Consider the following 26,004-nt stretch of genomic DNA (forward strand, 5'->3'; position numbering starts at 1 on the left):
GACGCTCACTTGGACGGTCCCCAGACGAACAGGGAGGTCATGGCGAAGTTCCACACCGCGCCGATCACGGAGCCCGCAACGCCCGCGAGCCACCAGCGCCATCCGCCCTCGAACACCCAGCTGGCGACGCCCACGTTGGCCACCGCGCCGGCGCCGCAGATCAGGTAGAACTTGAGCAGGGCCGGCAGCATGGCGAGGCCGCTCACCCGCCGGTCGCGATAGGTGAAGACGTTGTTCATGGCGAAGTTCGACGTCATGGCGCCGATGGTCGCGATGGACTGGGCCACGGCGAAGCCGAGCCCGACGAGCAGCGCGCCCTTCAGCATCAGCAGGTGCAGCACCAGCCCCGCGCCGCCCACGGCCGAGAACCAGACGAAACGAGGCGAGATGGCGCCGCCGCTGACCTTGAAGATCAGGAGGGTGACGAAATCGAGCATCGTGCGGCTGTCGAGCTTGCTGTCACCCTCGTCACGGGCGGCGAAGGCCATGGGCACTTCCACGACCCGCATTGGTTCCTTGCTTGCTGTCATGATGTCCAGGAGGATCTTGAAGCCGTTGGGCGAGAGGGCGGGCGCAAGGCGTTCCACCAGCGCACGGCGGATGAGGAAGCAGCCGCTCATGGGGTCGGACGTCTTGATGCCGAGGATGCGGCGCGCCATGCCGGTGGCCGTGCGGCTCATGGCGCCGCGGCGGCGGTTCAGCCCGTCGGCGCTGCCGCCATCCACATAGCGGCTGGCAACCACGAGGTCTGCATCGGGGGACCGATCGAGCATGGTCCGCAGCACGTTCACATCGTGCTGGAGATCGCCATCGATGACGGCGACGAGCGGCGCCTGGGCGGCCAGCATCCCCTCGATGCAGGCGCCGGCGAGGCCGCGCCGGCCGACCCTGCGGATGCAGCGGACGCGGGGATCCCGCTCGCCGATCTGCCGCACGGTGTCTGCCGTACCGTCAGGCGAATCGTCGTCGACGAAGATCACCTCGTAGGGGACGCCCTTCAGCGCGCCGTCGATGCCGGCGAGCATCCGCTCGACGTTGCCGCGTTCGTTGAAGGTGGGGACGATGACGGACAGCCGCGGCACCGCGGGCAGCGCACCGGCGGTCACGCCGTCCGTCGCATCGGATTCGGGCTCGGCGCTGCCCGGCCGGATGGCGCCGGAGCTGCGGGGAGACGAGGAACCGAAGGGAGCAGGCGCGGAATCCGGCATTCTTTGTGCGTTATCCTACGGCCTTGCGAAACGACGGGTCGAAGGTACGGTCGCGCTGGGGCCGCCGGCGCAGATCCTTCCGGGAACGTGGGGGAGAGTGCCGCAAGCCTCCCCCATGTCGAATGTCACTACCTGTCCGGCTGACCAGCCAGCCTAAGGATGTCAGGCAGCTTCTCCCGTAAGCGATGGGGGCGCGCACCGCAAGCCTCCCCCCTCGTTTGGCAAGGACACTAGGAAGCCAAGCTTACAGCCGGCTTACGGCTTTGAGGCGCGATCCGCCGCAGTCTTTCCGGGGAATGCGGGTCTCGCTCCCCGGGCTACCCTCGGGCGCGCAGCTCACGGCGGAGAATCTTGCCGGTGGCGGTCATGGGCAGGGCATCGGTGAAGGCGACGAGGCGAGGATATTCGTGGGCGGAGAGGCGGGTCTTCACGAAGTCCTGGATGTTCTTCGCCAGCGCCTCGGAGGGAGCGACGCCCGGCTTCGGCACGATCCACGCCTTCACGGCCTCCGTGCGGAGCGCATCCGGAACGCCCACCACCGCCACCAGCGCCACCGCCGGGTGCTTGAGGATGCAGTCCTCGATCTCACCGGGGCCGATGCGGTAGCCGGCTGACGTAATCACGTCGTCGGCGCGGCCGACATACCAGAGATAGCCCTCCTCATCCTGCTGGCCCATGTCGCCGGTGAGGAGGAAGTCGCCGGCATATTTCTGCGCGGTGGCCTCGGGATTCTTCCAGTATTCCAGCATCATCACCGGATCGCCCCGACGAATGGCGATGTGGCCTTCCGTGCCGCGGGGAAGCTCAACACCCGCGTCGTCCACGATGCGCACGTCGTGGCCGGGGATGGCCTTGCCCATGGAGCCGGGGCGGATGGGGAAAAAGCTGGAGTTGGAGCCGACCACCAGATTGCATTCGGTCTGCCCGTAGATCTCCCGCGCCTCGACACCCAGCCGCTCCTCGACGAAGGCGCCCAGCTCGGCCCCCAGCGTCTCCCCGCCGGTGAGGAGGGAGCGCAGCTTCAGGCCGCTGTGCTTCACGTCCGCCTGCCGTAGCAGCTTCAGCGCGGTGGGGGGCAGAAAGACGTTGCGCACATGATGGTCCGCCAGCAGCGCCATGGCCGCGTCGGGATCGAACTTCTTGGCCCGGTGAGCGAGCACCGGCACCCCGAGATAGAGCGAGGGGAAAAGTACGTCGAACAGCCCACCGATCCAGGCCCAGTCGGCTGGCGTCCAGTGCAGGTCGCCCGGCTGCGGCATGTATTGGTGGACGAACTCGATGCAGGGCAGGTGCCCCAGCAGCACCCGGTGGCCGTGCAGCGCACCCTTCGGGTTTCCGGTGGTGCCAGAGGTGAAGATGATGATGCCGGGATCGTCCGGCCCCGTATCCACCGGCGTGAAGCGGTCCGAGCCCTGCGCCAGCGCCGCGTCGAAGGAGAGGGCGCCGCCTGCGTCGGGGCCGATGACGAAGACATAAGCGAGGTCGGGCAGGTGGTCCCGCACCCGCATGAGCTTGGCGAGGCCGCCCAGATCCGTCACCAGCACCTTCGCGCCGGAGGCCGCGAGGCGGAATTCCAGCGCTTCGTCGCCGAACAGGGTGAACAGCGGCACGGAGACCATCCCCGCCTTGAAGGCGGCGATGTGGGCGATGGCCGTCTCCGGCGCCTGCGGCAGGAACACCGCCACGCGGTCGCCGCGCTGGAGGCCCTTGGCGACCAGCACATTGGCGAAACGGTTGGTGAGGGCTTTCAACTCGTCGAAGCTGTAGGACCGGGCAGCGCCCGTCTCCTCCACAAAGATCAGCGCCGGCTTGCCCGAGCCATTTGCATGGGCGTCGGCACAGGCGACGCCCATGTTGAAACGGGCCGGCACCTGCCAGGAAAAGGCGCGCAGCAGCCCCGCATAATCATCGGCCGGAACGAGCATCGTCACCTCCCTCGGCGCCGCTCTGCCGGCGGCTGCGCTCTAAGGAAACGATCGAACGTTTTTTTCCGGGAGAGGTCAAGGCTCTCCCGCGCGCCACAGGCGCGCGGGACGCACGCGTCAATAATAGGAGGCGATGGCCTCAACTTCGGCCTTGGAGCCGAACACCAGCGGGATGCGCTGGTGGATGTGGTGGGGGGTGATGTCGAGGATGCGCGTCGTGCCGTCGGTGGCGGCGCCCTTGGCCTGCTCCACCAGAAAGGCGAGGGGGAAGGCCTCGTAGATCAGGCGCAGGCGGCCGTTGTCGTAGCCCTTGCGCTTGTCGCGCGGGTACACGTAGACGCCGCCGCGGGTGAAGATGCGGAAGGCGTCGGCCACCATGGAGCCGACCCAGCGCATGTTGAAGTCCTTGCCCCGCGGGCCTTCCTTGCCGGCGAGGCAATCGGCGAGATAGCGCTGCATGGGCGCGTCCCAGTGCCGGACGTTGGACTGGTTGATCCCGTATTCCTTAGTCTCGGCGGGGATTTCCACATCGCTGCGGGCCAGCAGGAACTCGCCGGTGCGGCGGTCGTGCACGAACACCTGCGTGCCTTCGCCGAAGGTGGCGACGAGGATGGTCGCCGGGCCATAGGCGAGGAAACCGGCCGCGACCTGCGCCGAGCCCGGCCGCATCACCGCGTCCTCGGGCTTGGCGAACGCTGAGGCGTCATAGGGCATGATGGAATAGATGGTGCCCACCGACACGTTGGTGTCGATGTTGGACGAGCCGTCCAGCGGGTCCACCGCCACCACGAGGCGGCCTTCGGGATTGAGCGGGATCAGCTCCTCACTCTCCTCGGAGGCGAGGAAGGCGGTGGGGGTCGGCAGGAGCTTCTCGCGGATCAGCTCCTCGGCCACCACGTCGAGTTCCTTCTGGGCGTCGCCGCCGGCATTGGGATCGACGCCGCGGATGTTGGCCAGCCCCTCTTCCAGCGGGCCGCGCGCCACGAGGTCGGCGATGCCGAGCCCGGCCTCGGCGATGGCGGTCACGGTGGCCGCCACGGCCTGCCGCGACGCGTCGCTCCCTGCCCAGTCCGCGAGATAGGTCTTGAGGCTCACCGCAACGCTCACCTTGTGCTCTCCTTCGATCCGCCGGCAGGGCCGACGGCAGTCCGATCAGGTTTCGTCTTGCCCCGTCTCAGCGGGTGCGGACGATCTCTATACCGACATCGCCAAACACGCCGGTGACAGGCGCGCCCGGCTTGTGCACCACCACGCGCACCTGCTCGACCATCTCGAAATGGTCCAGAAGGCGCGTGGAGATGCGCTCCGCCAGCGTCTCGATAAGGTGGACGGGATCGTCCCCCACCACCGCGGCGACCTGCTCGTAGATGCCCTGGTAGGACACCGTGAGGGCCGCATCATCCGCCCAGGCGGCGGGGCGGGTGTCGAGCCAGCAGTCCACGTCGATGATGAAGCGCTGACCCAGCTCCCGCTCCGCATCGTACACGCCGTGACGCGCATAGAAGGGCAGTTGCCGCAGGAACAGCCGGTCCGTGTTGTGGGGCCGGGTACGGGGCGCGGGGTTCGCGTCGGCCTGCGTGTCCGCAAGGGCGGTGGGATCTTCGGAGGTCATCTCATCCTCGCGCGGAGGCGCCGCCATGGGCGCGCTCCCTGCCTCAAACTCTATGCCTTCCTATTGGTTTCGCCGGCTGCTTTCAACGGATCTTCACCTCGACCGGAGTCGGACGCGGCAGCCGCGGCATGGAGGGCGGCACGCCCTCGCGGATCAGTTCGGGCACGAAGGCGAGCGGATTGACGCCGAGTGCGGCGTGAAGTCCGGCATAGGAAGCGGTGACACGCGGGTTGACCTCCGCCACGACAGGGCCATCCGGCGTCAGGATCACGTCGATGCAGACGATGCCGGAGAGGCCGGGAATGGCTTCCACCACCCGTCTCGCCGTCTCGGCAAGGCGTCCGTCCTCATCCGCGATGCCGCCGACCTGCACGCCCTCGAAGGCGAACACGCCCACAAGGTGGCTGATGCTGAGACGGTTCGCCGCGAGCAATGTCACCCCGTCCGGCCGCACCAGCACGCTGAGGCTGGCGAGGTTTCCGTTGAGGAATGGCTGGACGACGAGGCCACCGGCGCGGGGCAGGGCAGCCCTGTTCGGCCAGGCGCGGGCGGCCGACCAGCCCGTGCCGTCCTCAGGCCGTGTCACCAGATCGCCGTCGAGCCCGGAGGGCAGGGCATCGAGCGGGTAGGTCGGGACGTGCGGAATGCCGTACTCCGCGAGGCGGCGGGCCAGCGCCAGCCGGTTTGAGGTGAGGATGACGGCCTCGCCGGAGCTCGCGAGCGTGCGGGCCCCGCCCTCGCGCATCAGGCGGGCGAGGCGCGCCAGCAGGCCGCCGGCCTCGGGGGCGATGGGCCACACCACGTCGGCGTCCTGGGCGAGGCCGGACCAGGTGATCCAGGGATCGTCGCCCTTGCGCACCGGCACCGCCTCCTCGTTGGGCGGCGGCAGGCGGTCGTCATAGGCCAGCACCACGTTGATGCCGACGAGCTCCTGGAGGTCGGTGACGATGGCGTCGCGGATCAGGCGACCCTCCGCCAGGGCCGCCTCCGGCAGGGGCTTGTCGCGCATGCCGCCGGATGTCACGTACTCGCAGATGAAGACGCGCATGGGGCTCCTCTCGCAAACGCTCAGCCGGACCTCGACATGCAGCTTATCCCCGTCGTTGACCTGAAGGGAGGGGTGGTCGTGCGTGCCCACAGGGGCGAACGCGAGGCCTATCGTCCCATCGTCACGCCGCTTTCCCCCTCGGCCCGGCCGCGGGACGTGGTGGCGGGGCTGCTCTCGCTCGCCCCGTTCCGCACCCTCTATGTGGCTGATATCGATGCCATAACCGGGGCAGGCCGCAACGATGACGCGATCGCGGAACTCGTCCGCGACTTCCCCGGCCTCGACCTGTGGGTGGATGCCGGGGAGCGCGATCCGGCCCAGATCGTCGCCCGCACCAGATCCCGGCTCGGCACGAGCATCGTCGGCACCGAAGTCCTCGGCGAGGCCGACGTGGAGGCCACGCTCGCCGTGGACGGGGTGATTCTCTCCCTGGACCACGATGCTGCGGGGCCGCGCGGGCCGGAGCGTGCGCACCGCGATGCGCGCCTCTGGCCGACGCGCGTGATCGTCATGACGCTCGCCCGCGTCGGCAGCGGCGAGGGGCCGGACATGGCCGCGCTGGAGCACACCGGCCGGCTGGCCAAGGGGCAGGGGGCGGCGCCCGCGCTCTATGCCGCCGGCGGCGTGCGGGGGCCAGCGGATCTCGAAGCCCTCGCCCGGGCCGGCGTTGCCGGCGCGCTGGTGGCGAGCGCCCTTCACGACGGGCGGATCGATCCTGAGACCGCGTGCCGGTGGGCCTGAGGCGCAGGCCGCCATTGGGCTTGCCTGCCGGGGCGTGTGCTCAGCCTTGAGCCTGGTTCACTGTTACCTTCTCGCCACACTTGCAAATGGAGATGCCGCAAGGGTGCCCCGTGTCACGGAACTGTAGCGCGGCCCCCCTAGGCAGGGCTGAGCCTCACGATCCTCGCGCCCGGAATTGCCCTCCATGATGATCCGTCTGCCGCTGCTCCATTCGTCCGCGAGCCGCATCGTCCTGGCCCTCGTCTGCACCGGCTCTGCGGTGCCCGCCCTTGCCGGATCGTTCACCGTGCCGCCAGCCACGGGCCAGCAGACCGTCTCCGGCAGCGACACCGGCAAGATCGACGCTGATGCGATCCTGAGCACGGGCTCGTCCGCCTCCATCGTGTGGAACGGCAACGCCACCGCCTCCCCGGGCGTGGTCATCACCAATTCCGGCACCATCACCTCCACCAACCGGACCATCGACACCACAGGCGCCTTCACCGGGACCTTCACGCTCGACAACAAGGCCGGCGGCAAGGTCAATTCGAAGGATGATGCCTTCCGCATCAACGGGCCGCTCGCCAACGGCACGGTGGTCGTCAACAACGCCGGCGTCATCACCTCGCAGACCGGGCAGGCGCTGGACTTCGACAAGGCGACCGCTGCCACGGCCACCATCACCATCGGCAACACCGGTACCATCTCCTCGGCCGGCTCGGACGCCATCCGCCTCGGCGGCGGCACCATCGGCATCACCAATTCCGGGACGATCGCGACCACCTCGTCCGGCAAGCGCGCCATCAAGTTCGACACGGCCTCGAACTTCGACACGCTGAAGAGCCTCACCATCGTCAACGAGGCGAGCGGCGTCATCACCGGCACCGACGACGCCATCAAGATTTCGTCCACCACCAGCAGCACCGCGGCGCCGGTGATCTCCATCACCAATGCGGGGACGATCCAGTCGAAGTCGGGTGGTCAGGGCATCGACCTCGGCGACATCTATTCCACCAACGCCACGATCACGATCACCAACCAGAAGACCGGCCTGATTACCGCCGCCGACAATGACGGCATCCAGGGCACCAACGGCGTCACCATCAACAATTACGGGACCATCTCGTCCTATTACGCGGCCGGCACTGCCGACACGCAGAACAATTCCGCCGTCAAGGTGAGCGGCGACGACCAGGGCCACGCCATCACCCTCAAGGTGAACAATTATGCCGGCGCCCTCATCACCGGCGCCTATCACGGCATCAAGGCCACCGGCACCGACGACAACCTGATCGTCACCAACAACGGCACCATCGAGGGCCGCAACGGCTCGGGCGTGAACTCGAACGGCACGGGCACCGTCGTCAATTACGGGCTGATCTCCGGCACCTTCGATCCGGCCGCGAGCTTCGGCGATGGCGACGGCGTGGATTTCGACAAGGCCGGCACCGTCTACAACTACGGCACCATCGAGGGGCTCGGCTCCAAGGGCATCAAGCCGGGCGAGACCAAGCCCAGCACGTCAGAGGGCATCGCCATCGGCGGCGGGCTCATCGTCAACGGCGACGCCGCCCACACCTCGGCGCTGATCTCCGGCGCCAACAATGGCATCCTGGCCGACGACAGCAACGGCGGTGACGCCTTCGCCGCCCTGACCGTCACCAATTACGGCACCATCCAGGGCCTCGCCGGCTACGGCATCCGCTATGTGAACTCCGGTGTCGACACTTCCAAGTCGCTGACCATCTACAATTACGGCACCATTTCCGGCACTACCTATGCGGTGCAGATGGGTGGAGGGAATGATCTGTTCGTAATTGGTCCCAAAGGCAGCGTGGTGGGCATCGTGGACGCCGAAGGCGGCTTCGACACCCTTCAGCTGGGTGCCAATGGGGAGCAGGTCCGTTTCGATGTGAGCCTGCTCGGCAACAGCTCCACCTATCGCAATTTCGAGCGCCTCACGACGGGTACGGACACCTTCACGACCCTCTATGGCACCTCGGATTTCGCCGGCTCGGTGGTCTTCGACCAGGCGGCCGTCACCCTGCAGGGCGCCTCCCTCGCCAATGCCTCGGTCAGCGTGACGGGCACCGCCCTCATGGAAGGCAACCTTTTCGGCTGGGGAACGGTGGGCAGCCTCTCGATCTCAAGCGAGGCAAACGTCGACCTCGCGTCCGCGACCACGCGTTTCGGTACGCTCAATGTCGTGGGCAACGCCGCCATCGCCGGCTCCTACGTGGTGGACGTGGACACTTCAGGCCATACCGATCTCATCAGCGTCGGCGGCAAGACCACCATCGCGGACGGCGCCCAGGTCTACATGTTCGGCGAGCTCGCCTGGGGGACGCACTACACGATCCTGTCCTCCGACGGCGGCATCAGCGGCTCCTTCGGCTCCCTCAACGTGGTCACCCCCATCGACTATCTCTTCGTCGATCCGGCCCTGAGCCAGGACACCAACAACGTCTACCTCGCGCTGGAACGCAACGGCGTTGCCTTCTCTTCCTTCGCCGTGACGCCCAACCAGCGCTCGGTGGCCGGTGCGCTGGAGCGCATCGGGGCGGGTCCGAAGGCCGACACGTCGAAGCTCTATTCCGCCTTCGTGACCCAGACCGCCGACGACAAGCCGACGCTGGCCCTCTCCCAGCTCTCCGGTGACCTCTACGCCACGCTGCCCGGGCAGATGGCCACCGAGAACATGATGGTCAACGACCTCATCCTCGGCCGCCTGCGGCAGGCGGGCTACGCCGGCGCCAAGGGGGCGGAAGCCGCGCTCGGCGCGGGCGGGCCGGCCCGGGCCTACGCCGACCCGGCGACGCCGGGCGCGCAGGCCTTCAAGGCCATCAAGGCGCCCGAGCCCGGTCCGGTGTGGACCACCTGGGCGCAGGGCTACGGCCAGTGGCTCTCCACCTCGGCCAACGGCAATGCCGCGGCGGCTGACACCAATCTGGGCGGCCTGTTGATCGGTGCGGACGTTTCGGCCAGCAACTGGGTGATGGGCCTCGCCGCCGGCTATTCCTCCGCCTCCACCAGCGCGGACGCGGCGTCGGCGAACACCGAGACCTGGCGCATCGCCGCCTACGGTGGCGCCACCTTCGACGCGATCAAGCTCCGCGCCGGCGCCAGCTACGGCTGGAGCAGCATAGACCAGAACCGCTTCGTCGCCCTGACCGGCGAAAGCCCGAAGGCGAGCTACACCGGCACCGCCGGCAACCTCTTTGCCGAAGCCGGCTACACCTTCGCGTTCAGCGGCGTGGCGCTGGAGCCCTTCGCCGGCATCGGCTGGACCAGTGTGGATCTCGGCAGCTTCATCGAGAACAACGCGCCTGTCGCCGGCCTGTCCTCCACCGGCACGTCGTTCGACACCGCCTATTCCACCCTCGGCCTGCGCGTCGCCACCAGCTTCAACGCTTCCGGCATCGTCGTGACGCCCCACGCCTCGGCCGGCTGGCGCCACGCCTTCGGTGATGTGACGCCCCAGACGGTGCTGAGCTTCATCAACACCGGCACGGCCTTCGGCATTGACGGCCTCGCCATCGCCGAGGACAGCATCGTCGGCTCGGCGGGCATCGACTTCGCCTTCGCCACCGGCGCCACCTTCTCGCTGGGTTACGAGGGCATGGCCGGTGACGGCACCAGCTACAACGCCGGCAAGGCGACGCTGGCGGTGAAGTTCTGAGGAGATCGGGCGCGCGAGCAAGGCTGAATGCCCGGCATCGCGCGCCCGTCTCGTCGCCCACGGGGAGCAAGGGACGCGCCTAAGGCTTCAGCCCTTGGCCTGCTGCTCGATCAGCGTGGCGAAGATGCTCGCCACGGTCAGGTCGGCGCTGGTGCCCGGGTTGAGCCCTCGGGCCTTCAGGCTCGTGTCGAAGGCGAGAAGCGCGTCGTGACGTTCGCCCGGTGACAGGCCGGAGAGCCCGCCACGCAGCGCTACAGCCTCCTGCCGCACCACCTCCGCCTGCTCCGCCCCGAACTTGCGGGCGATGTGACTGTCCGGAAGCGTCGCCAGGAAGGCGAGGTAGGCGTCCTCAATGCGCCGCCGCTCCAGCGGCCCGCCGGCAAGTGCGGGAATGCCGAGCGCGAAGAGGTCGGCATATCCGGTCACATACTGGCGGGCGATGGCGTCGCGATCGGCGGCGAGCGCCATGGCTTCCTTGAGCGTGACGCTGGCCGGAGCGCGCACATCCGCCTCGGCCGATGCGCCGAGGCCGCCCGGCGACGCAGCCGCGATGGCGTGGAAGGCGTTTCCGGCGTCGCTGAGATCCAGCCCGTCGAGCACTCGCACCAGCCGCTCCCGGAGCGGGCCGCCGCCCTCGGCCGCCACGGCCAGAGGTGCGCAGAGCAGGATGATGCCGAGATTGGTGTTGCAGCCGGCGACCGAGAGCGAGGCTTCCACCGCCGCCAGCACCCGCGCGCCGACGGAAGCGCCGGCGCGGGCGATGGCAGGGGCCGCGGCAGCGGCCGCCGCCTCGAACTGATTGGTTTCCATGCCGTGCCCGGCGGCGAAGACATGGACGTTGCCGGGTTTCAGCGCGGACAGTTCCGCAAGGCAGGCGGCGCGGAAGGCCTCCGCCACCTCGGCCGGCGCAAGAGCCCTCATGCGGTGACGCAGGCGGTGCTCACGGGGCCGGTTCCATCACCGCGCCGAGTCCGAAGTCGCGCAGCAGGGCCTGCGTGCGCTCGCGCATGCGCGCCTCGGCGACTTCCGGCGTGGGGCCGGTGGCGCGCACCGTGCAGAGCGGGGCCCCCTTCAGCACCGAGGCACCTGCGGGCGGGCGGTCGGCCACGAATTCGGGCCATGCATCCTGCGGCACCACCATGTCGTGCGCGGCATAGATGACGCCGGCGGCGTGCGCCTGCGCGGGCACGGGCAGCACTTCCGGCAGCCTGCCGCCGCAGGCCGCCAGATGCAGGCCGAGCAGGGGGGGCAGGGGATCGGTGTCGAAGATGTCGAGGGTGGCGCCGGGGCGGGGGTTCACCTCCACCAGGCACCAGCCGTCATCGTTCACCACGAAGTCGAGCGAGACCAGCCCCACCAGCCCGCAGGCGAGCGTGACGCTGAGCGCGCCCTTCAGCATCTCGCCGGCGAACGCTTCCGGCAGGGCGACAGGCCCCGCGGCGCCGCCATAACGGAAGGGATGTTCCTCGTCCTGCGCGTGCCATTGCCGCGAGGCGCCGATGACCCGGGCGGCGCTGCCATTGGACAGGAGAAGCAGAGAGAGGGACTGCCCGTCGACCTCGCGCTGGAGATAGTGGCCCGGCGCGGGCGGGGAGAGGTCGCCGGGCGCACGCCGCCGGATGTGGGCACCGCCCGCCCCGCCGATCTTCTTCTCCAGCACCGGAGCGTCGCCGAAGGTCTCGGCGGTGGGTGCTTCGAGCGAAACGGCGGGGAAGGGAATGCCGAGATGGGCCGCGAGGGCGGCAAGGGCGATGGGGTCCTTCAGCACGCGCACGATCGCCGGTGCATTGCCGAGGATGGGGTTGCGCTCGGCGATGCGGGTCATGAGGGCGGTGTCGTCCTCCAGCCCGCCGCCCAGCACCACCGGCAGCCCGGTGGGCGCGAGGGAGTGGAGCGCCTGGATCAGGTCGTCGCCATCGAAGGCGCAGCCGTTCTTCTTGTGCACGCGCACGCAGCGCGCAGTGTGAGCACAGGTATCGAGATCAGCGAACAGGTCGAACGAGAGCGCGGCGAAGCCGGCACGGGCGGCGCTGGCCGCCAGCGGCCGGGCGGAAATGGCGATCAGAGCAATATCCATATGGATCCCAGCCTGTTGGTTCGGAGCCCACTTTCGGGGCCTTTTGTGCGGCGCGGCCCTTTGGGGCGCGCCTCCTCCCGTCCTGTCCGGTGCCGCGCCGGAGGTACTCAGAGAGCGATGATGTCCGCGCCCTGATTGTTTCCTCGCACGCAATCGAATGACAGGTTTGTGAACGATGCGAAGCGGTCGCGCAAGGTGGCGGCCAGTCGCGTCGCTGCCTCCTCGCCATCGACGATGGCGAATCCGGTCGGCCCCCAGGAGCTTTGGCCGACGCCGGGGACGCCCTCGGCCTCAATTGCGGCGATGGCTTCCGCAACCTGCGGGCTCAGGAAGCGCCCGCCGCCCTGAGCTGCGGCATAATGATCGCCCAGCACGCGCTGCCAGTGCCCGATGACGCTGCCGAAGCCGTCCGCATCCGCGGCCGCGAGCGCCGGCAGCGCCTGAAGCAGCATCATGTGGCAGAGCTCGGCCGCCTGTTCCGCCGGGAAGGGCGGAAGGGTGGCCATGGCCGCCGTCTCCTGCGGCCCGCTCAGTCCTTCGCGGGCAGCGTCGAACACCAGGAGGATGCGCCAGCTCTCGGGAATCTTGAAGCGCGCAAGCAGGGGCGGGGGCGCGCTGGCCGCCGGACCTTCGAGCGCCTTGCCGCCGTCGAGGATCACGCCACCGGCCGCAAACGCCTCCAGGCCGATGGCCGAGCGTCGGCCACGCCCGAGCACGGTGGCGACCTCGCGGGGCGACAAATCATGCCCGGAGAGACGCGCCACCGCGACTCCCACCGCCAGCGCCAGTTGGGTGCCGGAGCCGAGCCCGCCATGGGCCGGCAAGGCGGCGTCCACGTCGATGGCGAAACGCTCTTCAATGCCGAGCTTGTCGCGCACCAGATCCCGCGCGCGGGCGGCACGGTCGCTGTCCGGTCCTTCGGCGGCATCCTTGGTGCTGCGGAGGACGCTCACCTCGGTGGCCGGCCGTTCCAGCGCGATGCCGAGCGAGCCGAAGCGGCGGCCGAGCGAGCCGCCGAGATCGAGAAAGCCGAGATGCAGCCGCGCCGGCGCGCGCACCTTCACCCCGGCCGCGTTGCGCAGATCCACGCGGCGGCTCAGCCGGCGAGGGCGGCGCGCAGCCGCTCCGCATGGGCGGCGAGCACGTCGGGCTTCTCCATCTCGCTCGCCGGCGGCTTCATGGGCACACCCGAATGGCGCGGGATGACATGGACGTGGAGGTGGAACACCACCTGCCCGCCGGCCTCCTCGTTGAACTGCTGGATGGTGATTCCATCCGCCGCGAAGGCCTTCATGCCGGCGATGGCCACCTTCTTGGCGATGGTCGCCACATAGGCGAGGTCCTCGGGCGTGATGTCGAGGATGTTGCGGGCCGGCGCCTTGGGGATCACCAGCGTATGGCCGGGGCAGCGCGGCATGATGTCGAGGAAGGCGAGGGCCTTGTCGTCCTCATAGACCTTGTGCGCCGGCAGCTCGCCGCGAAGGATGCGGGCGAAGATGTTCTGCGGATCGTAAGCCGGCGTTGCGGTCATGCGCGTGTCTCCCTGTTGGGGGAGGAGATTGCAGGGCGCGGGCGGAGGGTCAAGCCCGCACCGGTGCGGCGCGGACGACCTCAGCCGAACCGGCCGGTGACGTAATCCTGCGTCCGCTGATCCCGCGGGTGGGTGAAGAGGTCCTGCGTGGGGCCGAACTCCACCATCTCGCCGAGATACATGAAGCCGGTGAAATCGGAGATGCGCGCCGCCTGCTGGAGATTGTGGGTGACGATGGCGAAGGTGTAGTGCGCCTTCAGTTCCTCGATGGTCTCCTCGATGCGTGCCGTGGTGATGGGGTCGAGGGCCGAGCAGGGTTCGTCGAGCAGGATCACCTCCGGCTTGAGGGCGATGGTGCGGGCGATGCACAGGCGCTGCTGCTGGCCCCCGGAGAGGCTGAGGCCGCTCTGGGGCAGGATGTCCTTCACCTCGTCCCACAGGGCCGCCTTGCGCAGCGCCTCCTCGACGCGCAGGTCGAGATCGGCCGGCTTCAAGTCTTCGTTGATGCGCAGGCCGATGGCCACGTTGTCGTAGATGGACATGGGGAACGGCGTCGGCTTCTGGAACACCATGCCGATGCGCGCCCTGACGCGCGCAGGGTCCATGGCGTCGCCGAGGATGCTCACGCCGTCGAGCAGCACGTCGCCCTCCACCCGCTGGTCCGGATAGAGCTCGTACATGCGATTGAAGATGCGCAGCAGCGTCGATTTTCCGCAGCCCGACGGGCCGATGAAGGCGGTGACGCAGTGCGCGCGCAGGTCGACCGAGATGTTCCTGAGGGCGATGGCGTCGCCGTAATAGAAGCTCAGGTTTCGGACGGAGAGCTTGACCGGAGGCAGGGTCGCCTGCCGGCTGGCGAAGACCGTCGGCGCGGGCAGGCCGGCGTGGGCCGAGCCGTCCGGGGGCAGCGACGACGGAGTGTGGATGGACATGGCGACCGATCCTCGGCAGGAGCTGATGTATCCTGCCTAGATCGTCTGCAGCGGGGCGTCCTTGCGCCAGCTCATGCGGCGCACGCGGAATGCGAAAAATCGAGCGACGGCGCCGCTTTTCCGGGGCGCCGGGCAGGACCGCTTCCTGCGCCGGCTCAGCGTCCCTCTGCTCAGTTCTGGCCCTGGCTCTGGGCCTGCGCCAGCTTCTGCGGCGCGCGGCCGTCGAGGGCGCTGATGCGCTCCTCCACATCGAGACCGGTGCTGCGCAGCGCCTGCACGCCCACGGCATCGAGGCCCACGGCGAGGCGGACGTAGTTCTCCGTGCCGCAGATGTTGCGGCCGGCATCGAAGGAGACCCAGCCGATCTTGGGCACATGCGCCTCGGCCCAATGGCGTGCCTCGCCCTCACCCTCCTCGCCGTCCTCAGGCGCGACATAGCCGGAGATATGGCGGGCCGGCAGGCCGAGGTGCCGGGCGGCGGCGGTGAAGACATGGGCGATGCTGCCGGCGCAGGCGATGCCCGCCTTCACGGCCTCGGCCGCGCTCAGGGGATCTCCGAGGGTCGGCCCGTCCTGCTCTTCCACCGTCTCGTGGACCTTGACCATGAGGGCGTGGAGCTGGGCCAGCGGGTCGTCGGCCGGCGCCTCGATGTCCGCCGCGAGGGCGGCGAGGGCGGCGTCGACTTCGGTGAGGTCGGTCTGGCGCAGGAACAGGGACGGCGGGAAGCGCTCCACCGTACCGCGCACGATGCCGGTGGTGTCCTGCGTCTCGATCTCGCCCTCGGCGCAGACTGTGAGGTGATCGGCCGGCCCGTCCACGGAGAAGGTGTGGCAGAGGTTGCCGAAGGCATCCTCCTGGGGGTGCAGGCGGCAGTCGGAATTGAGGTCCAGCGCCCAGCGCAGGATGAACTGGCCTTCGTGGGCGCGCGGGGTCATGCGCACGGTCACGGCCATGTTGCGGGTGCCGGGCTCGAAGCGCTGGGTGATCTCGTGGCGGATGCGGATGCGCATTGCGGGCGTCCCTGGTGACGATGCGGCGCGCGCGCCGCGACTGACATTCCCCCGGCGCGAGCCGGCCGCGCCGACGGGGAAGCTGATGGGGCCGCGAGGGGCCCGGGGTCAGGTCAGATACTGCTCGGTGATCTCGGCGCCGAGCTTGTTGTTGTCCGAGATGAACTCGGAAATGAACTCGTGCAGGCCGGTCTGGAAGATATCGTCGATGGACTTGTTGGTGAGTCGCGCCAGCATGGCCCGCGCCTGCCGCTGGGACGGACCCTGCCGACCATAGACCGAGGCGATGTCGTCCAGATTGCGGGCGAGGCTGTCGTAGCAGGCGGCCAGCGAGCGCGGCATCTGCCGGTTCAGGATGAGCAGGTCCGCCACCAGCCAGGGCTTCACGCTGTCGCGATAGACCCAGTGGAATGCGGTGAGTGCCGAAACCGAGCGCAGGATGGAGGCCCACTGGAAGTAATCGAGCGGGCCGCCGATGTGCTCCTTCTCCGGCAGCAGCACGTGATACTTCACGTCGAGGATGCGAGCGGTGTTGTCGGCGCGCTCAAGCTGGGCACCGGAGCGGGCGAACCAGTAGCCGTCATTGCGCAGCATGGTGCGGAACGTCGCTCCGTCGAAGCGCAGCGACGTTTCCTTCACGAAGGCGAGGAAGCGCGAGAGCTCGTCGCGGGTGAGCGCGCGGTTGGGGAAATTGCGCAGCTCGATCCAGGCCGAGTTGATGACGTCCCACATCTCCGAGGTCAGCGCCGTGCGCACCGAACGGGCGTTGGTGCGGGCCACCTCGAAGCAGTTGCGGATGGAGGAGGGGTTCTCCGACTCGAAGGCGAGGAACGACACCACGTTCTCCTCCTTCGCCTCCTCCAGCGGACCATAGCGCGCGACGAACTCGTCGGCGCAGCCTGCGGTGAGCACGGCCGAACTCCACTCGTTGGTGGAGCCGCCGTAGGTCACGGGCGTGTAGGCGAGGCGCTGGGAGACGTCGAGGATGCGGGCCAGGCAGTCGGCGCGTTCGACGTAGCGGGTCAGCCAGTAGAGGTTGTCGGCGGTGCGGGAAAGCATGGGGAGCCCGTTGCGGAAGGAGAGGGTGCGCGGCGCGGTTCATCCGCGCTCAGGCGTCCTGCACCCGGATGGCGTGGTGCCTCCGGGGGCGGTTCAGGCGGCGGAACCGGGCGGGGCCCCGGCTCCGGCAGTGGCACGGGCCGGGATGCCCGTGCGCGGGGAGAAACCTGCATCAACGATAGCGCTCACGCGCCGAAAAGCGAGAGCGCGCGTGCCCGCGCTCATGCGTCCAGCACCCAAAGCACGAGCGTGCCCGCTCATGCGTCCAGCACCCGAAGCATGAGCGCCGCCGCTCATGCGTCCAGCACCCAAGTGTCCTTGGTACCGCCGCCTTGGCTGGAGTTCACCACGAGGGAGCCCTCCTTCATGGCGACGCGGGTGAGGCCGCCGGGGACGATGCGCACCTTGTCGGAGCCGGAGAGGATGAACGGGCGCAGGTCCACATGGCGCGGAGCGATGCCCTTTTCCACCAGCGTCGGGCAGGTGGAGAGTGCCAGCGTCGGCTGGGCGATGAAATTCGCCGGGTCCGCCTTGAGCTTGTCGCGGAACTTCTCGATCTGCGCCTTGTCGGAGGCGGGGCCGACCAGCATGCCGTAGCCGCCGGAGCCGTGGACTTCCTTCACCACCAGCTCGGGGAGGTGCTCCAGCACATACTTCAGATGGTCCGCCTCGCGGCAGCGCCAGGTGGGCACGTTGGGGAGCAGGGGCTCTTCGCCGAGGTAGAACTTGATGATGTCCGGCATGTAGGAATAGACGGCCTTGTCGTCGGCCACGCCCGTTCCGACCGCGTTGGTCAGGGTGACGTTTCCGGCCTGGTAGGCGCTCATCAGCCCAGGCACGCCAAGCACGCTGTCGCGGCGGAAGGCGAGGGGATCGAGGAAGTCGTCGTCGAGGCGGCGGTAGATCACGTCCACGCGCTTCGGCCCCTCGGTGGTGCGCATGTAGACCACCGCATCCTTCACGAACAGATCGCGGCCCTCGACGAGGTCGACGCCCAGCTTGTCCGCGAGGAAGGAGTGCTCGTAATAGGCCGAATTGTGGATGCCGGGGGTGAGGATCACCACGTTCGGCTCATGCCCGCCGTGGGGCGAGAGCGAGCGCAGGGTGGCGAGCAGGTCGTCGGCGTAGTTCTCCACCGGCGCGACGCGGTGCATGGAGAACAGCTCCGGGAACAGCCGCAGCATGATCTCCCGGTTCTCCAGCATGTAGGAGACGCCGGACGGGGTGCGCGCGTTGTCCTCAAGCACGTAGAATTTGTCGGGGTCGGTGCGGACGATGTCGATGCCGGCGATGTGGACATAGAGATCGTGCGGCACGCGCTGCCCGTTCATCTCCGGGCGGAAGGCGGGGTTCTGGTAGACGAGGTTCTCCGGAACGATACCGGCCTTCAGAATCTCCCGCTTCGAGTACACGTCCTTGATGTACATGTTCAGCGCCTTGACGCGCTGCTCGAGCCCGCGCGAGAGGCGGGTCCACTCGTCCTTGGTGAGGATGCGGGGCACGATGTCGAACGGGATCAGGCGTTCCTGCGCGTTCTGCTCGCCGTAGACCGCGAAGGTGATGCCGATTCTCCGGAAGATGAATTCGGCCTCCTTGCGCCGGTGGTCCAGCACATCCTGGGGCACCTCGGCGAGCCAGCGCTGGAGGGTCTCGTAGGCCGGCCGTACCGCGCCGTCGGTACTGGACATTTCATCGAACGCATGCGGCATTGGGATCGACACTCCACGCCCCGGGGAAGCTCCCCATGAACTTAACAAACATCGTGCCAAAGAAGTGCTAAACGGGAAAGCGGAGCGAAGGCGCCGCTCACGCTTTATATATGCCTAGATTTTGGGCGGTTTTATCCCGGCTGACGCCGGCAAGGGCAGGGATCTGAGACATGGGTGAGGCAGGCGACGCGCGATCGGTCACGGCTGCGCTGATCGTGATTGGCGACGAGGTTCTCTCCGGCCGGACCAAGGACAAGAACATCGGCCACATCGCCGAGCGGCTGACCGACGTGGGCATCGACCTGCGGGAGGTCCGGGTGGTGGCGGACGTGGAGGAGGACATCGTGGCGGCGGTCAACGCGCTGCGCGCCCGCTTCGACTATGTCTTCACCACCGGCGGCATCGGCCCGACCCATGACGACATTACCGCCGACGCCATCGCCAGGGCCTTCGGGGTTTCCATCGACGTGGATCCGCGCGCCCGCGCCATGCTGCTCGAATATATCGCCGAGAAGGACCTGAACGAGGCGCGCCTGCGCATGGCGCGCATTCCCGCCGGGGCGAGCCTTGTGGTGAACGAGGTGTCCAAGGCGCCCGGCTTCCGCATCGGGAACGTCATCGTCATGGCCGGCGTGCCGCGCATCATGCAGTCGATGCTGGAGGCGGTGCTGCCGGAGCTGCGCAAGGGCCGGCCCATGCTCTCGCGCACCATCCTCGCCGAGGCGAAGGAGGGCGACATCGCCGCCCCGTTGCGCAAGATCGCCGAGACCTATCCCGACGCCATCATCGGCTCCTACCCGTTCCGCGACGAGGTGGACGGGCGCTACAAGACCAACCTCGTGGTGCGGGCGCGCGAGCCGGAACTGCTCGCCGCAGCCGGAGACGCGGTCGCCCGGATGGTAGAAGACAATGCGGGCGGCTGACGCCGCCTAGTCGTTCTTTGCGATCTGGCCGAGCCAGACCTCACGATACCACGTGGCAAAGCGGGCGATGCCCTCCTTCAGGGGGGTGCGCGGCGCGAAGTCCACCGCCTGGGCGAGGCTGGTGACGTCGGCGAAGGTGGCCTGCACGTCGCCGGCCTGCATGGGCTGGAAGTCCAGCTCCGCCTTGCAGCCCAGCGCCTCCTCGATATGGCCGATCAGCGCCATCAGCGGCTCGGGGCTGTGGTTGCCCACATTGTAGATGCGATAGGGCGCATTCGAGGTGGCGGGGTCCGGGTCCGCCCCGGTCCAGGCAGGATCGGGCGTCGCCGGCCTGGGGAGCAGCGCGACCACGGCATCCACCACATCGTCGATGAAGGTGAAGTCGCGCTGCATGTCGCCGTTGTTGAACACCTTGATGGGCCGGCCGTGCCAGATGGCGTCGGTGAACAGGAAGACCGCCATGTCCGGGCGTCCCCACGGGCCGTAGACGGTGAAAAAGCGCAGCCCGCTCACCGGCAGCCGGTAGAGGTGGGAATAGGCGTGGGCCATCAGCTCGTTCGCCTTCTTGGTGGCGGCGTAGAGGCTGATGGGATGGTCCACCGTCTGGTCCACCCGGAAGGGCAGGTCGGTATTGGCGCCGTAGACCGAGCTCGACGAGGCATAGACGAGATGCGCGACGCCGCCATGGCGGCAGCCTTCCAGTACATTGCCGAAGCCGACGAGGTTGGAGTCGATATAGGTCTCGGGATGCTCGATGGAGTAGCGAACGCCAGCCTGCGCCGCGAGATGGACCACATGGCTGGGCCGGTGGCGGGCGAAGACATCAGAGGTGGCAGCGCGATCGGCCAGGGTCAGGCGCTCGAAGCTGAAGCCGGGATGGCCGAGCAGCCGGGCGAGGCGGGCCTCCTTGAGGCGCACGTCATAATAGGCGTTGAGGTCGTCGATACCGACGACGTCCTGTCCCATCGCAAGCAGCCGCTCGGCGACGGCGGCACCGATGAAGCCGGCCGCGCCGGTAACGAAGATGGGAGCAGTGGTGAAGGTCAAGAACGGTCCCCGGACAGAACGCGCCGGACGGCGGAAGCTTCGCCGGGGTCGCCCGCATTCTTAGATCAGCGCTCCCACGGCATCAACGCGCCCAAAGGGCAGGAGCGCGTCGGACCGGCGGCGTCAGGGGTCGGGCCGCGCGGGGCAAGCCCATTCAGAGCGACCTCAGAAGGCGAGAGCGACACGAGCGGGAGTGAGGAGCGCGCCAGGCTTCTCGGGTGCTTGGCCTTGGCCAGGAGCGGGGTTAGGCTGGGGCGTGGTTTTCCGGGGCGAACCACTGGCGGACTTTTGGCGCCTCGCGTTCTCACCTCAGCTCACGCGGACCATGAAGACGATATAGGCCACCGAGCAGCACAGCATGCCCCACAGGGCTAGGACGGATTCGGCTATCATTTTATCTGCCCCCCAGCAGTCGTTAGCGCGATTGTGGCGTCGAATTTACTCAAAGGGTTGTGGAGGGGGCGACGGAAAACAGGTCAGTGTCCGCTTTGATCAAACGGTAGGGTTAATCAGATAGGGCTGGGGATTTGCGACTACATTGCGCGCCTGAGCGGGCGGGGCGGCAATGGCGGAGTTGGAGATCGAGGCTCGCGACCGCGGGCGGCTAGGTCTTGCGGTGCTTCAGCGGAAGAGCCGATTGGCCTGAGAAGCGGGAGAGGTAAAGTCGCAGGCGAATGAGGCGCCTTTTCACTCGCGCATCCCGAGGGATCAGAGCGGGCTGTGCAGCCGGCGCTCCAGCAGGGCCTCAGTAGGCTTCCTTGCGCAGGACCTCGAGGAAGGTCTTCAGGATGATCTTGATATCGATCCAGACGGACCAGTTGTTGATGTACCAGAGGTCCATCTCGATCCGGCGCTCCATCTGCTCAAGCTCCGCTGTCTCGCCGCGGAAGCCCTGCACCTGGGCCCAGCCGGTGATTCCCGGCTTGACGTGGTGGCGGAACGCATAGCCGGAAATCAGCTTCGAATATTCGTCGTCATGGGCGATGGCATGGGGTCGCGGCCCGACGATGGACATCTGCCCGAACAGCACATTCAGCACCTGCGGCAGCTCGTCGAGGCTCGACGCGCGCAGGAAACGGCCGACGCGCGTGACGCGCTTGTCGTTGCGCTGCGCCTGCACCACCTTCGCCCCGTCCTCCATCACCGTCATGGAGCGGAACTTGTAGATGGTGAATTCACGGCCGCCGAAGCCGTTGCGGCGCTGGCGGAAGATCACCGGACCACGGCTGTCGAGCTTGATCGCGGTAGCGATGATGGCGAACAGGGGCAGCAACAGGAGAACGGCGCAACTGGCGACGGCAATGTCCAGAAGGCGCTTCTGCGCCAACTCGAAGCGCGACAGTGGCGCGCGTTGGACCTCAATGGCGATGGACGAGCCGAAATCGACGCGCGGCGCGTCGAGCAGCTCGCTCACGATCTCGTCCGGCAGGAGCTTTACCGGAAGCGGCACCGAGCGCAGCCGGGCGCGCACGGCATCGAGCCGATCCACGTCGCTCCATGGCATGGCGAGAACGATTTCCTCGACGCGGTGCTGTCGGGCAAACTGCAGCGCCGCCTTCAGCGCATCCTTGTCGGACGCGGAGAGCAACTCCGTGGCCGAACCATCCGGCGTGGAAAGGCTGAAGCGCCGCACCTCGTTCAGGCCGAGGCGCACCAGCATGTGGGCCGGTACCACCTTGGCGAGTTCTCCAGCATCGCCGACCAGAATGGTCGCGCGACCTTTCACTGCGCCGCTCGCAATGGCCCGGCGCAGCCAGACGCCCATCGCCCATCGCCACGCCGGGAGAGCTACAAAGCCGAGAACGGCAAAGGCCCCGGTAGAGATGCGCGAGGTGCTTCCCGCCACCTTCAGGCAGAAGATCACCGTTGCGACGACGAGGATCGCGAAGGTCCAGTTGACCATCGTCGCGCGTACCTCGTCGACCACCCGCACCATGCGCCACGGCTTGTACAGGCCGCGCGAGATAGTGGTGAGCACGAAGGCCACCGCTGCGAGAATGCCGATCCCAACCGGCTGCGTCACCTCGAACCCGCTGCTCGATTGCGCCGAGAACAGGAAATCCACGAGGACGCTCAGTCCCAGGATAAGGGCTACGTCGGCCATAACGAAGAGCGGCGGCATCGACGCGTAGTCGAGCGCAGGGCTGACCCCAGACCGCTGCGCTTCGCTCGCCCGTTCAACCCGCATGTTGTCCGTGGAAAGCGACATTCGTCCCTCAGTCGGCAGATGGCTACCGCAAGGAGATGTGAAATTGTGGGGTGAACATAGCACTTCGGCGGGAGATCGACAAGTGAGTAAAGGTGGGCCTGATGGCGTATACACGGGTGTCATATCCCTGAAACAATTGGTGCGGTAAGAATAGATCGTGAAAATATCCGAAAATACCCAACTCAATGCCTGTCTGGATCGCGTGTCGGTGAGTTGAATGCCGGAAGAGGGAAGCGGAATGATGACTTTGTTCTCGTCTAGGTGGCATTTCGACTTGCGCGGTGACGTCGGTCAAGTCGTGCGATCAATCTTTAGGCAATGCTGCGCTGCGGAATAAATTCCAAGTGCTTAGCATGACGGCGGAAGCCTCGTTTTTTGGCATTGAGATACCGGCAATGCTCCCTTTCGCAGCCCAAGTTTTGTCTAACGGCCAATGCGCCGCCTTTCGCCATCGAATCAATAATTTAGCCTATCCGGACACAGCCCTTTGGACCTTCCGCAATCTCGCTCTCTCGACTGCCTCGCCGCGTCAATTCGCCGCCGTAAGGGCGCGCGGCGGGCGCGGCGGCCATCCCCCGCAAGCGAAATTCTTGACGGCGCGGAGAGGCTCACAACATCTTGAAAAATAATGTGATACCTCATCATGGCACGCCGCGTTCGGGGGGCGGGATGACCATCGATACGCATCTGGAACACGAAGTAGGTGGGCGAGCAGTATCCAGTGTCCCTGGCTAAAGGCCGCGGCACCGGCCAGATTCGGCGGAAGGGCCTGGCACATGAAATCCTCCCGGCAGAATCGCCCTTCGCCGCATGCCGGGCGATTGCCTCGGGCGACGCTGGCGCTCATGCATTTTGCGAAATTATCTGTTGCAATGCACAAATCGAAGGCCCTTCCGCCCACGAAGGCGCAGATCTCGGGCGGCGCTGATCGCCTGAGGCTCCCTTGCCGACGCCTGCGAAGGTGCGCTCCGCCTCGGTGCATTGGCGGATGCGGAGCCCCGGAACGCCGAGCTTGGCTGGGCGGCAGGTATAGGAGGACGGGGAAGCCGATGGGGAGGGGCTGTTGATCTGCCGCACGACCCGAAAACGATCAAGATATGGCGCGACGCCGGGCACGACTTCGCATGAAAGGCAGGCCATGCCGGAAACGATCCCGGCGGCGCGTTTAGGCATGCATTGCCCGGTCCCCGCGGGCAGGCGCGGGTTGTGGGTGATCGCTTCACAGGCGTATCCTTCGCCGCATCGCCAGCCCGTGCGGAAGGCCGTCTCGTCCTGCGGGAGGAGGCAGGCCATGGTCGCCGCCGCGGCCTCGGCCACAGGCGGTTCCGGGCGTGACCAGTCGGCCGGCGGTGCCATGGACAGCGGGCGGAAGGTTTCCGGCGTGCGGCCCTCCGCATAAGTGGTGGCGCCCTTTGGAGCCGGTCGATGAGCCGGACCTCGCCGCACGACGGCTGATCGGTGAGCGCGGGAAATCCCGCCGGTCCGTCCTGTTGGCCACGCCGATGAGCCTGAAGCCGGCGAGCGGCGAGGCGAGCCAACGCAGGTCCACGACCCATTCGACCTTGTCGTTCGTGACCTCATGAAGGGCACGGAACGCTCGCGACGTGAGCGCCCGCAGGACGTTCTGGCCAACGATCAGTGCTTTCCTCGGCTCCCGCGATGCCATCGGCTCCTCCTCCCTGGACGCGGGGCTCGAACCTCTGCCTTGCAGCATCCGCATGCCGATCCCGACCTCAAGGCGCTATATGACGTCTACCCATCGGATTTTCCTCATGAATGTCCCAGCAGGCATTGCCCTGCAAATCAGCGCCACGTTCTTCTTTGCCGTCATGTCCGCGCTCGTGCGCTTCGTCGCAGACGATGTGCCGAGCGGACAGGTGGTGTTCGCGCGCAGCGCCTTCGGTCTCGTCCCGCTCGTCATCTGGCTGCTGTGGAAGCAGCGGATGACCAGTGCGCTCGTGACGCACCAGCCGCTCGGCCATGTGGTCCGCGGGCTGGTGGGCGTGAGCGCCATGTGGCTCAGCTTCGCGGCGCTTGCCTTCATCCCGCTCGCCGAGGCCGTTGCCTTTACCTATGTGACGCCGCTGGTCGCCGTGCTTCTCGCAGCCGTTCTTCTGGGAGAGCGTGTGCCCGCCTATCGCTGGGCGGTGCTTGGCGTCGGCTTTGCCGGCATCCTCCTGATGCTTTGGCCCTCCTTCACCCATGCCTCGCTGGGGAGTGGGCCGGGGCCGCTGATCGGGGCGGCCATGGCCCTGGTCGGGGCCGTGATCGCCGGGCTCGCGGTCACCCAGGTCCGACACCTGACGCGGACGGAGACCAGCGAAGCGATCGTCTTCTACTTCTCCATCGTCGCGTCTCTCGCGGGTCTCGCGACCTTGCCGCTGGGATGGGTCGTTCCGGATCTGCGTACCAGTCTCGTTCTCATTGCGACCGGCATCGCCGGCGGCCTCGGCCAGATCCTGATGACCACGGCCACGCGCTATGCGCCGGCCTCGGTCGTGGCACCGCTGAATTATGCGACCTTGATCTGGGCCACCCTGTTCGGGGTGCTCGCCTTCGGGGAATGGCCCGATTCCCTGGTGCTGATCGGAGCGGGGGCGGTCGTTTCGGCAGGTCTTGTGCTGGTGTGGCGAGAGCGCCACGGCCTGAAGGTACCGGCGCCCGGTGTGCCCCGGGCAGAAGAGGCGGCCGAAGAAACTGCCAAGCTTGCGGCCGTTATATCTCAACGTACTAGGCTGGATGATCCGGCCGTCGCCCGCCCTGAAGATTACGCTGAGGAAGATGAAGGCGGCCAGGAACTTCCGGTCCGCCGTGCATGTTCTAGGTAGCACGGTAGGTTGCCTCTGGTGAAAGTCCAGTAGACTTGCCGTCCAGCGTGCATGCGTCTTCCGGGGATTGTTGCAGCGCCACAGGGCTTGTGGTAAACATGGCTCACCTAATCGGAGTGCGGGCGATGGCGAAAGTTTCCAAGATCAAGGCGGCGCTCACGGGCGCCGCTGTCGCGGGTCTGGTCCTCGGGGCGGTTATGCCGTCGCAGGCTGCTGGCCTTTGGGGTGAGCGTTTTGCGTCTCTGCGCAGCCAGGCGAATCTTCAGTCTTCCAGCCGTCTGGGTGCTCAGTCGACCGGTGGGTACAAGTGGTCGCTGATCCAGTATCGCGCTTACAAGTATGACCAGCGCATCAGCAAGTTCCTCGGCCGTCCGGTTTCGCCGTTCTGCCGCTTCTTCTGCTGATCGGCCTTACAAGTCCAATCTGGTGGCCCACTTCCTGTGTTCCTTGACCGTCGCGATTGAGTTGGTCAGGGGATGCGTGAGGC

General features: G+C 67.4%; 21 protein-coding genes. 5 read left to right on the top strand and 16 right to left on the bottom strand.

What is annotated here, in order from left to right; all coding sequences use genetic code 11:
• Positions 1 to 5: 5 nt before the first annotated feature.
• From XAN126_RS0111415 to XAN126_RS0111435, 5 genes are all read right to left on the bottom strand, one after another.
• Positions 6 to 1,208, bottom strand: a complete 1,203-nt coding sequence (locus tag XAN126_RS0111415; protein ID WP_051460592.1) for a glycosyltransferase family 2 protein — start codon at positions 1,206 to 1,208, stop codon at positions 6 to 8.
• Between the two features lie 317 nt (positions 1,209 to 1,525).
• Positions 1,526 to 3,133: an acyl-CoA synthetase gene (locus XAN126_RS0111420; RefSeq protein WP_024278726.1), complete on the bottom strand. Its 1,608-nt coding sequence runs from the start codon at positions 3,131 to 3,133 to the stop codon at positions 1,526 to 1,528.
• 117 nt (positions 3,134 to 3,250) lie between these two features.
• Positions 3,251 to 4,240 carry a class 1 fructose-bisphosphatase gene (locus XAN126_RS0111425; RefSeq protein WP_024278727.1) on the bottom strand — a complete coding sequence of 330 codons (990 nt, stop codon included), beginning with the start codon at positions 4,238 to 4,240 and terminating at the stop codon, positions 3,251 to 3,253.
• A 67-nt stretch (positions 4,241 to 4,307) separates the two neighbouring features.
• On the bottom strand, positions 4,308 to 4,772 hold the full coding sequence (folB, locus tag XAN126_RS0111430) for a dihydroneopterin aldolase (protein WP_024278728.1): 465 nt from the start codon (positions 4,770 to 4,772) through the stop codon (positions 4,308 to 4,310).
• A 55-nt stretch (positions 4,773 to 4,827) separates the two neighbouring features.
• Positions 4,828 to 5,793, bottom strand: a complete 966-nt coding sequence (locus tag XAN126_RS0111435) for an ATP-grasp domain-containing protein (protein WP_024278729.1) — start codon at positions 5,791 to 5,793, stop codon at positions 4,828 to 4,830.
• Positions 5,794 to 5,829: 36 nt separating this feature from the next.
• On the opposite strand from XAN126_RS0111435, the gene XAN126_RS0111440 reads away from it, so the two are divergent.
• Entirely contained in the window at positions 5,830 to 6,534 is a 705-nt protein-coding gene (locus XAN126_RS0111440; RefSeq protein ID WP_024278730.1) for a HisA/HisF-related TIM barrel protein, read from the top strand.
• A 184-nt stretch (positions 6,535 to 6,718) separates the two neighbouring features.
• The gene (locus tag XAN126_RS0111445) at positions 6,719 to 10,192 is read left to right on the top strand and encodes an autotransporter outer membrane beta-barrel domain-containing protein (RefSeq protein WP_024278731.1); all 3,474 of its coding nucleotides are present in this window, start codon (positions 6,719 to 6,721) and stop codon (positions 10,190 to 10,192) included.
• An 87-nt stretch (positions 10,193 to 10,279) separates the two neighbouring features.
• On the opposite strand, the gene XAN126_RS0111450 is transcribed toward XAN126_RS0111445, so the two are convergent.
• The 8 genes from XAN126_RS0111450 to XAN126_RS0111485 form a co-directional block, all read right to left on the bottom strand.
• Entirely contained in the window at positions 10,280 to 11,113 is an 834-nt protein-coding gene (locus tag XAN126_RS0111450) for a triphosphoribosyl-dephospho-CoA synthase (protein WP_024278732.1), read from the bottom strand.
• Between the two features lie 19 nt (positions 11,114 to 11,132).
• Positions 11,133 to 12,269 carry an ATP-grasp domain-containing protein gene (locus XAN126_RS0111455; RefSeq protein WP_024278733.1) on the bottom strand — a complete coding sequence of 379 codons (1,137 nt, stop codon included), beginning with the start codon at positions 12,267 to 12,269 and terminating at the stop codon, positions 11,133 to 11,135.
• 107 nt (positions 12,270 to 12,376) lie between these two features.
• Positions 12,377 to 13,357, bottom strand: a complete 981-nt coding sequence (locus XAN126_RS0111460) for a beta-ribofuranosylaminobenzene 5'-phosphate synthase family protein (RefSeq protein WP_024278734.1) — start codon at positions 13,355 to 13,357, stop codon at positions 12,377 to 12,379.
• A gap of 8 nt (positions 13,358 to 13,365) precedes the next feature.
• Positions 13,366 to 13,800 (bottom strand): HIT family protein, encoded by a 435-nt coding sequence (locus tag XAN126_RS0111465; RefSeq protein WP_024278735.1) that lies wholly within the window; start codon positions 13,798 to 13,800, stop codon positions 13,366 to 13,368.
• An 80-nt stretch (positions 13,801 to 13,880) separates the two neighbouring features.
• Positions 13,881 to 14,732 carry a phosphate ABC transporter ATP-binding protein PstB gene (gene pstB, locus XAN126_RS0111470; RefSeq protein WP_024278736.1) on the bottom strand — a complete coding sequence of 284 codons (852 nt, stop codon included), beginning with the start codon at positions 14,730 to 14,732 and terminating at the stop codon, positions 13,881 to 13,883.
• A 170-nt stretch (positions 14,733 to 14,902) separates the two neighbouring features.
• Complete coding sequence (locus XAN126_RS0111475) at positions 14,903 to 15,742, bottom strand: transglutaminase family protein (protein ID WP_024278737.1); 840 nt, start codon at positions 15,740 to 15,742, stop codon at positions 14,903 to 14,905.
• Positions 15,743 to 15,850: 108 nt separating this feature from the next.
• Positions 15,851 to 16,801 (bottom strand): alpha-E domain-containing protein, encoded by a 951-nt coding sequence (locus tag XAN126_RS0111480; protein ID WP_024278738.1) that lies wholly within the window; start codon positions 16,799 to 16,801, stop codon positions 15,851 to 15,853.
• Between the two features lie 293 nt (positions 16,802 to 17,094).
• Complete coding sequence (locus tag XAN126_RS0111485; RefSeq protein WP_024278739.1) at positions 17,095 to 18,510, bottom strand: circularly permuted type 2 ATP-grasp protein; 1,416 nt, start codon at positions 18,508 to 18,510, stop codon at positions 17,095 to 17,097.
• Positions 18,511 to 18,680: 170 nt separating this feature from the next.
• On the opposite strand from XAN126_RS0111485, the gene XAN126_RS0111490 reads away from it, so the two are divergent.
• The gene (locus tag XAN126_RS0111490) at positions 18,681 to 19,433 is read left to right on the top strand and encodes a molybdopterin-binding protein (protein ID WP_024278740.1); all 753 of its coding nucleotides are present in this window, start codon (positions 18,681 to 18,683) and stop codon (positions 19,431 to 19,433) included.
• Between the two features lie 6 nt (positions 19,434 to 19,439).
• Here XAN126_RS0111490 and XAN126_RS0111495 read toward each other — a convergent pair whose 3' ends face one another.
• The 3 genes from XAN126_RS0111495 to XAN126_RS28315 all read right to left on the bottom strand — a co-directional run bounded on the left by XAN126_RS0111495 (position 19,440) and on the right by XAN126_RS28315 (position 24,006).
• Positions 19,440 to 20,480 (bottom strand): NAD-dependent epimerase, encoded by a 1,041-nt coding sequence (locus tag XAN126_RS0111495; protein ID WP_197024026.1) that lies wholly within the window; start codon positions 20,478 to 20,480, stop codon positions 19,440 to 19,442.
• 745 nt (positions 20,481 to 21,225) lie between these two features.
• Positions 21,226 to 22,689 carry an undecaprenyl-phosphate glucose phosphotransferase gene (locus XAN126_RS0111505; RefSeq protein ID WP_024278742.1) on the bottom strand — a complete coding sequence of 488 codons (1,464 nt, stop codon included), beginning with the start codon at positions 22,687 to 22,689 and terminating at the stop codon, positions 21,226 to 21,228.
• Positions 22,690 to 23,532: 843 nt separating this feature from the next.
• Positions 23,533 to 24,006 (bottom strand): hypothetical protein, encoded by a 474-nt coding sequence (locus tag XAN126_RS28315; RefSeq protein WP_155982289.1) that lies wholly within the window; start codon positions 24,004 to 24,006, stop codon positions 23,533 to 23,535.
• 287 nt (positions 24,007 to 24,293) lie between these two features.
• Between XAN126_RS28315 and XAN126_RS0111515 the strand changes: the two genes are divergently transcribed.
• Positions 24,294 to 25,517, top strand: coding sequence for a DMT family transporter (locus XAN126_RS0111515; protein WP_245272244.1), 1,224 nt, complete (start codon positions 24,294 to 24,296; stop codon positions 25,515 to 25,517).
• Between the two features lie 125 nt (positions 25,518 to 25,642).
• The gene (locus XAN126_RS0111520; RefSeq protein WP_024278744.1) at positions 25,643 to 25,921 is read left to right on the top strand and encodes a hypothetical protein; all 279 of its coding nucleotides are present in this window, start codon (positions 25,643 to 25,645) and stop codon (positions 25,919 to 25,921) included.
• The last annotated feature ends 83 nt before the right edge of the window (positions 25,922 to 26,004 follow it).

The sequence above is a fragment of the Xanthobacter sp. 126 genome, from assembly GCF_000526175.1.
Taxonomy (GTDB): Bacteria; Pseudomonadota; Alphaproteobacteria; order Rhizobiales; family Xanthobacteraceae; genus Xanthobacter; species Xanthobacter aminoxidans.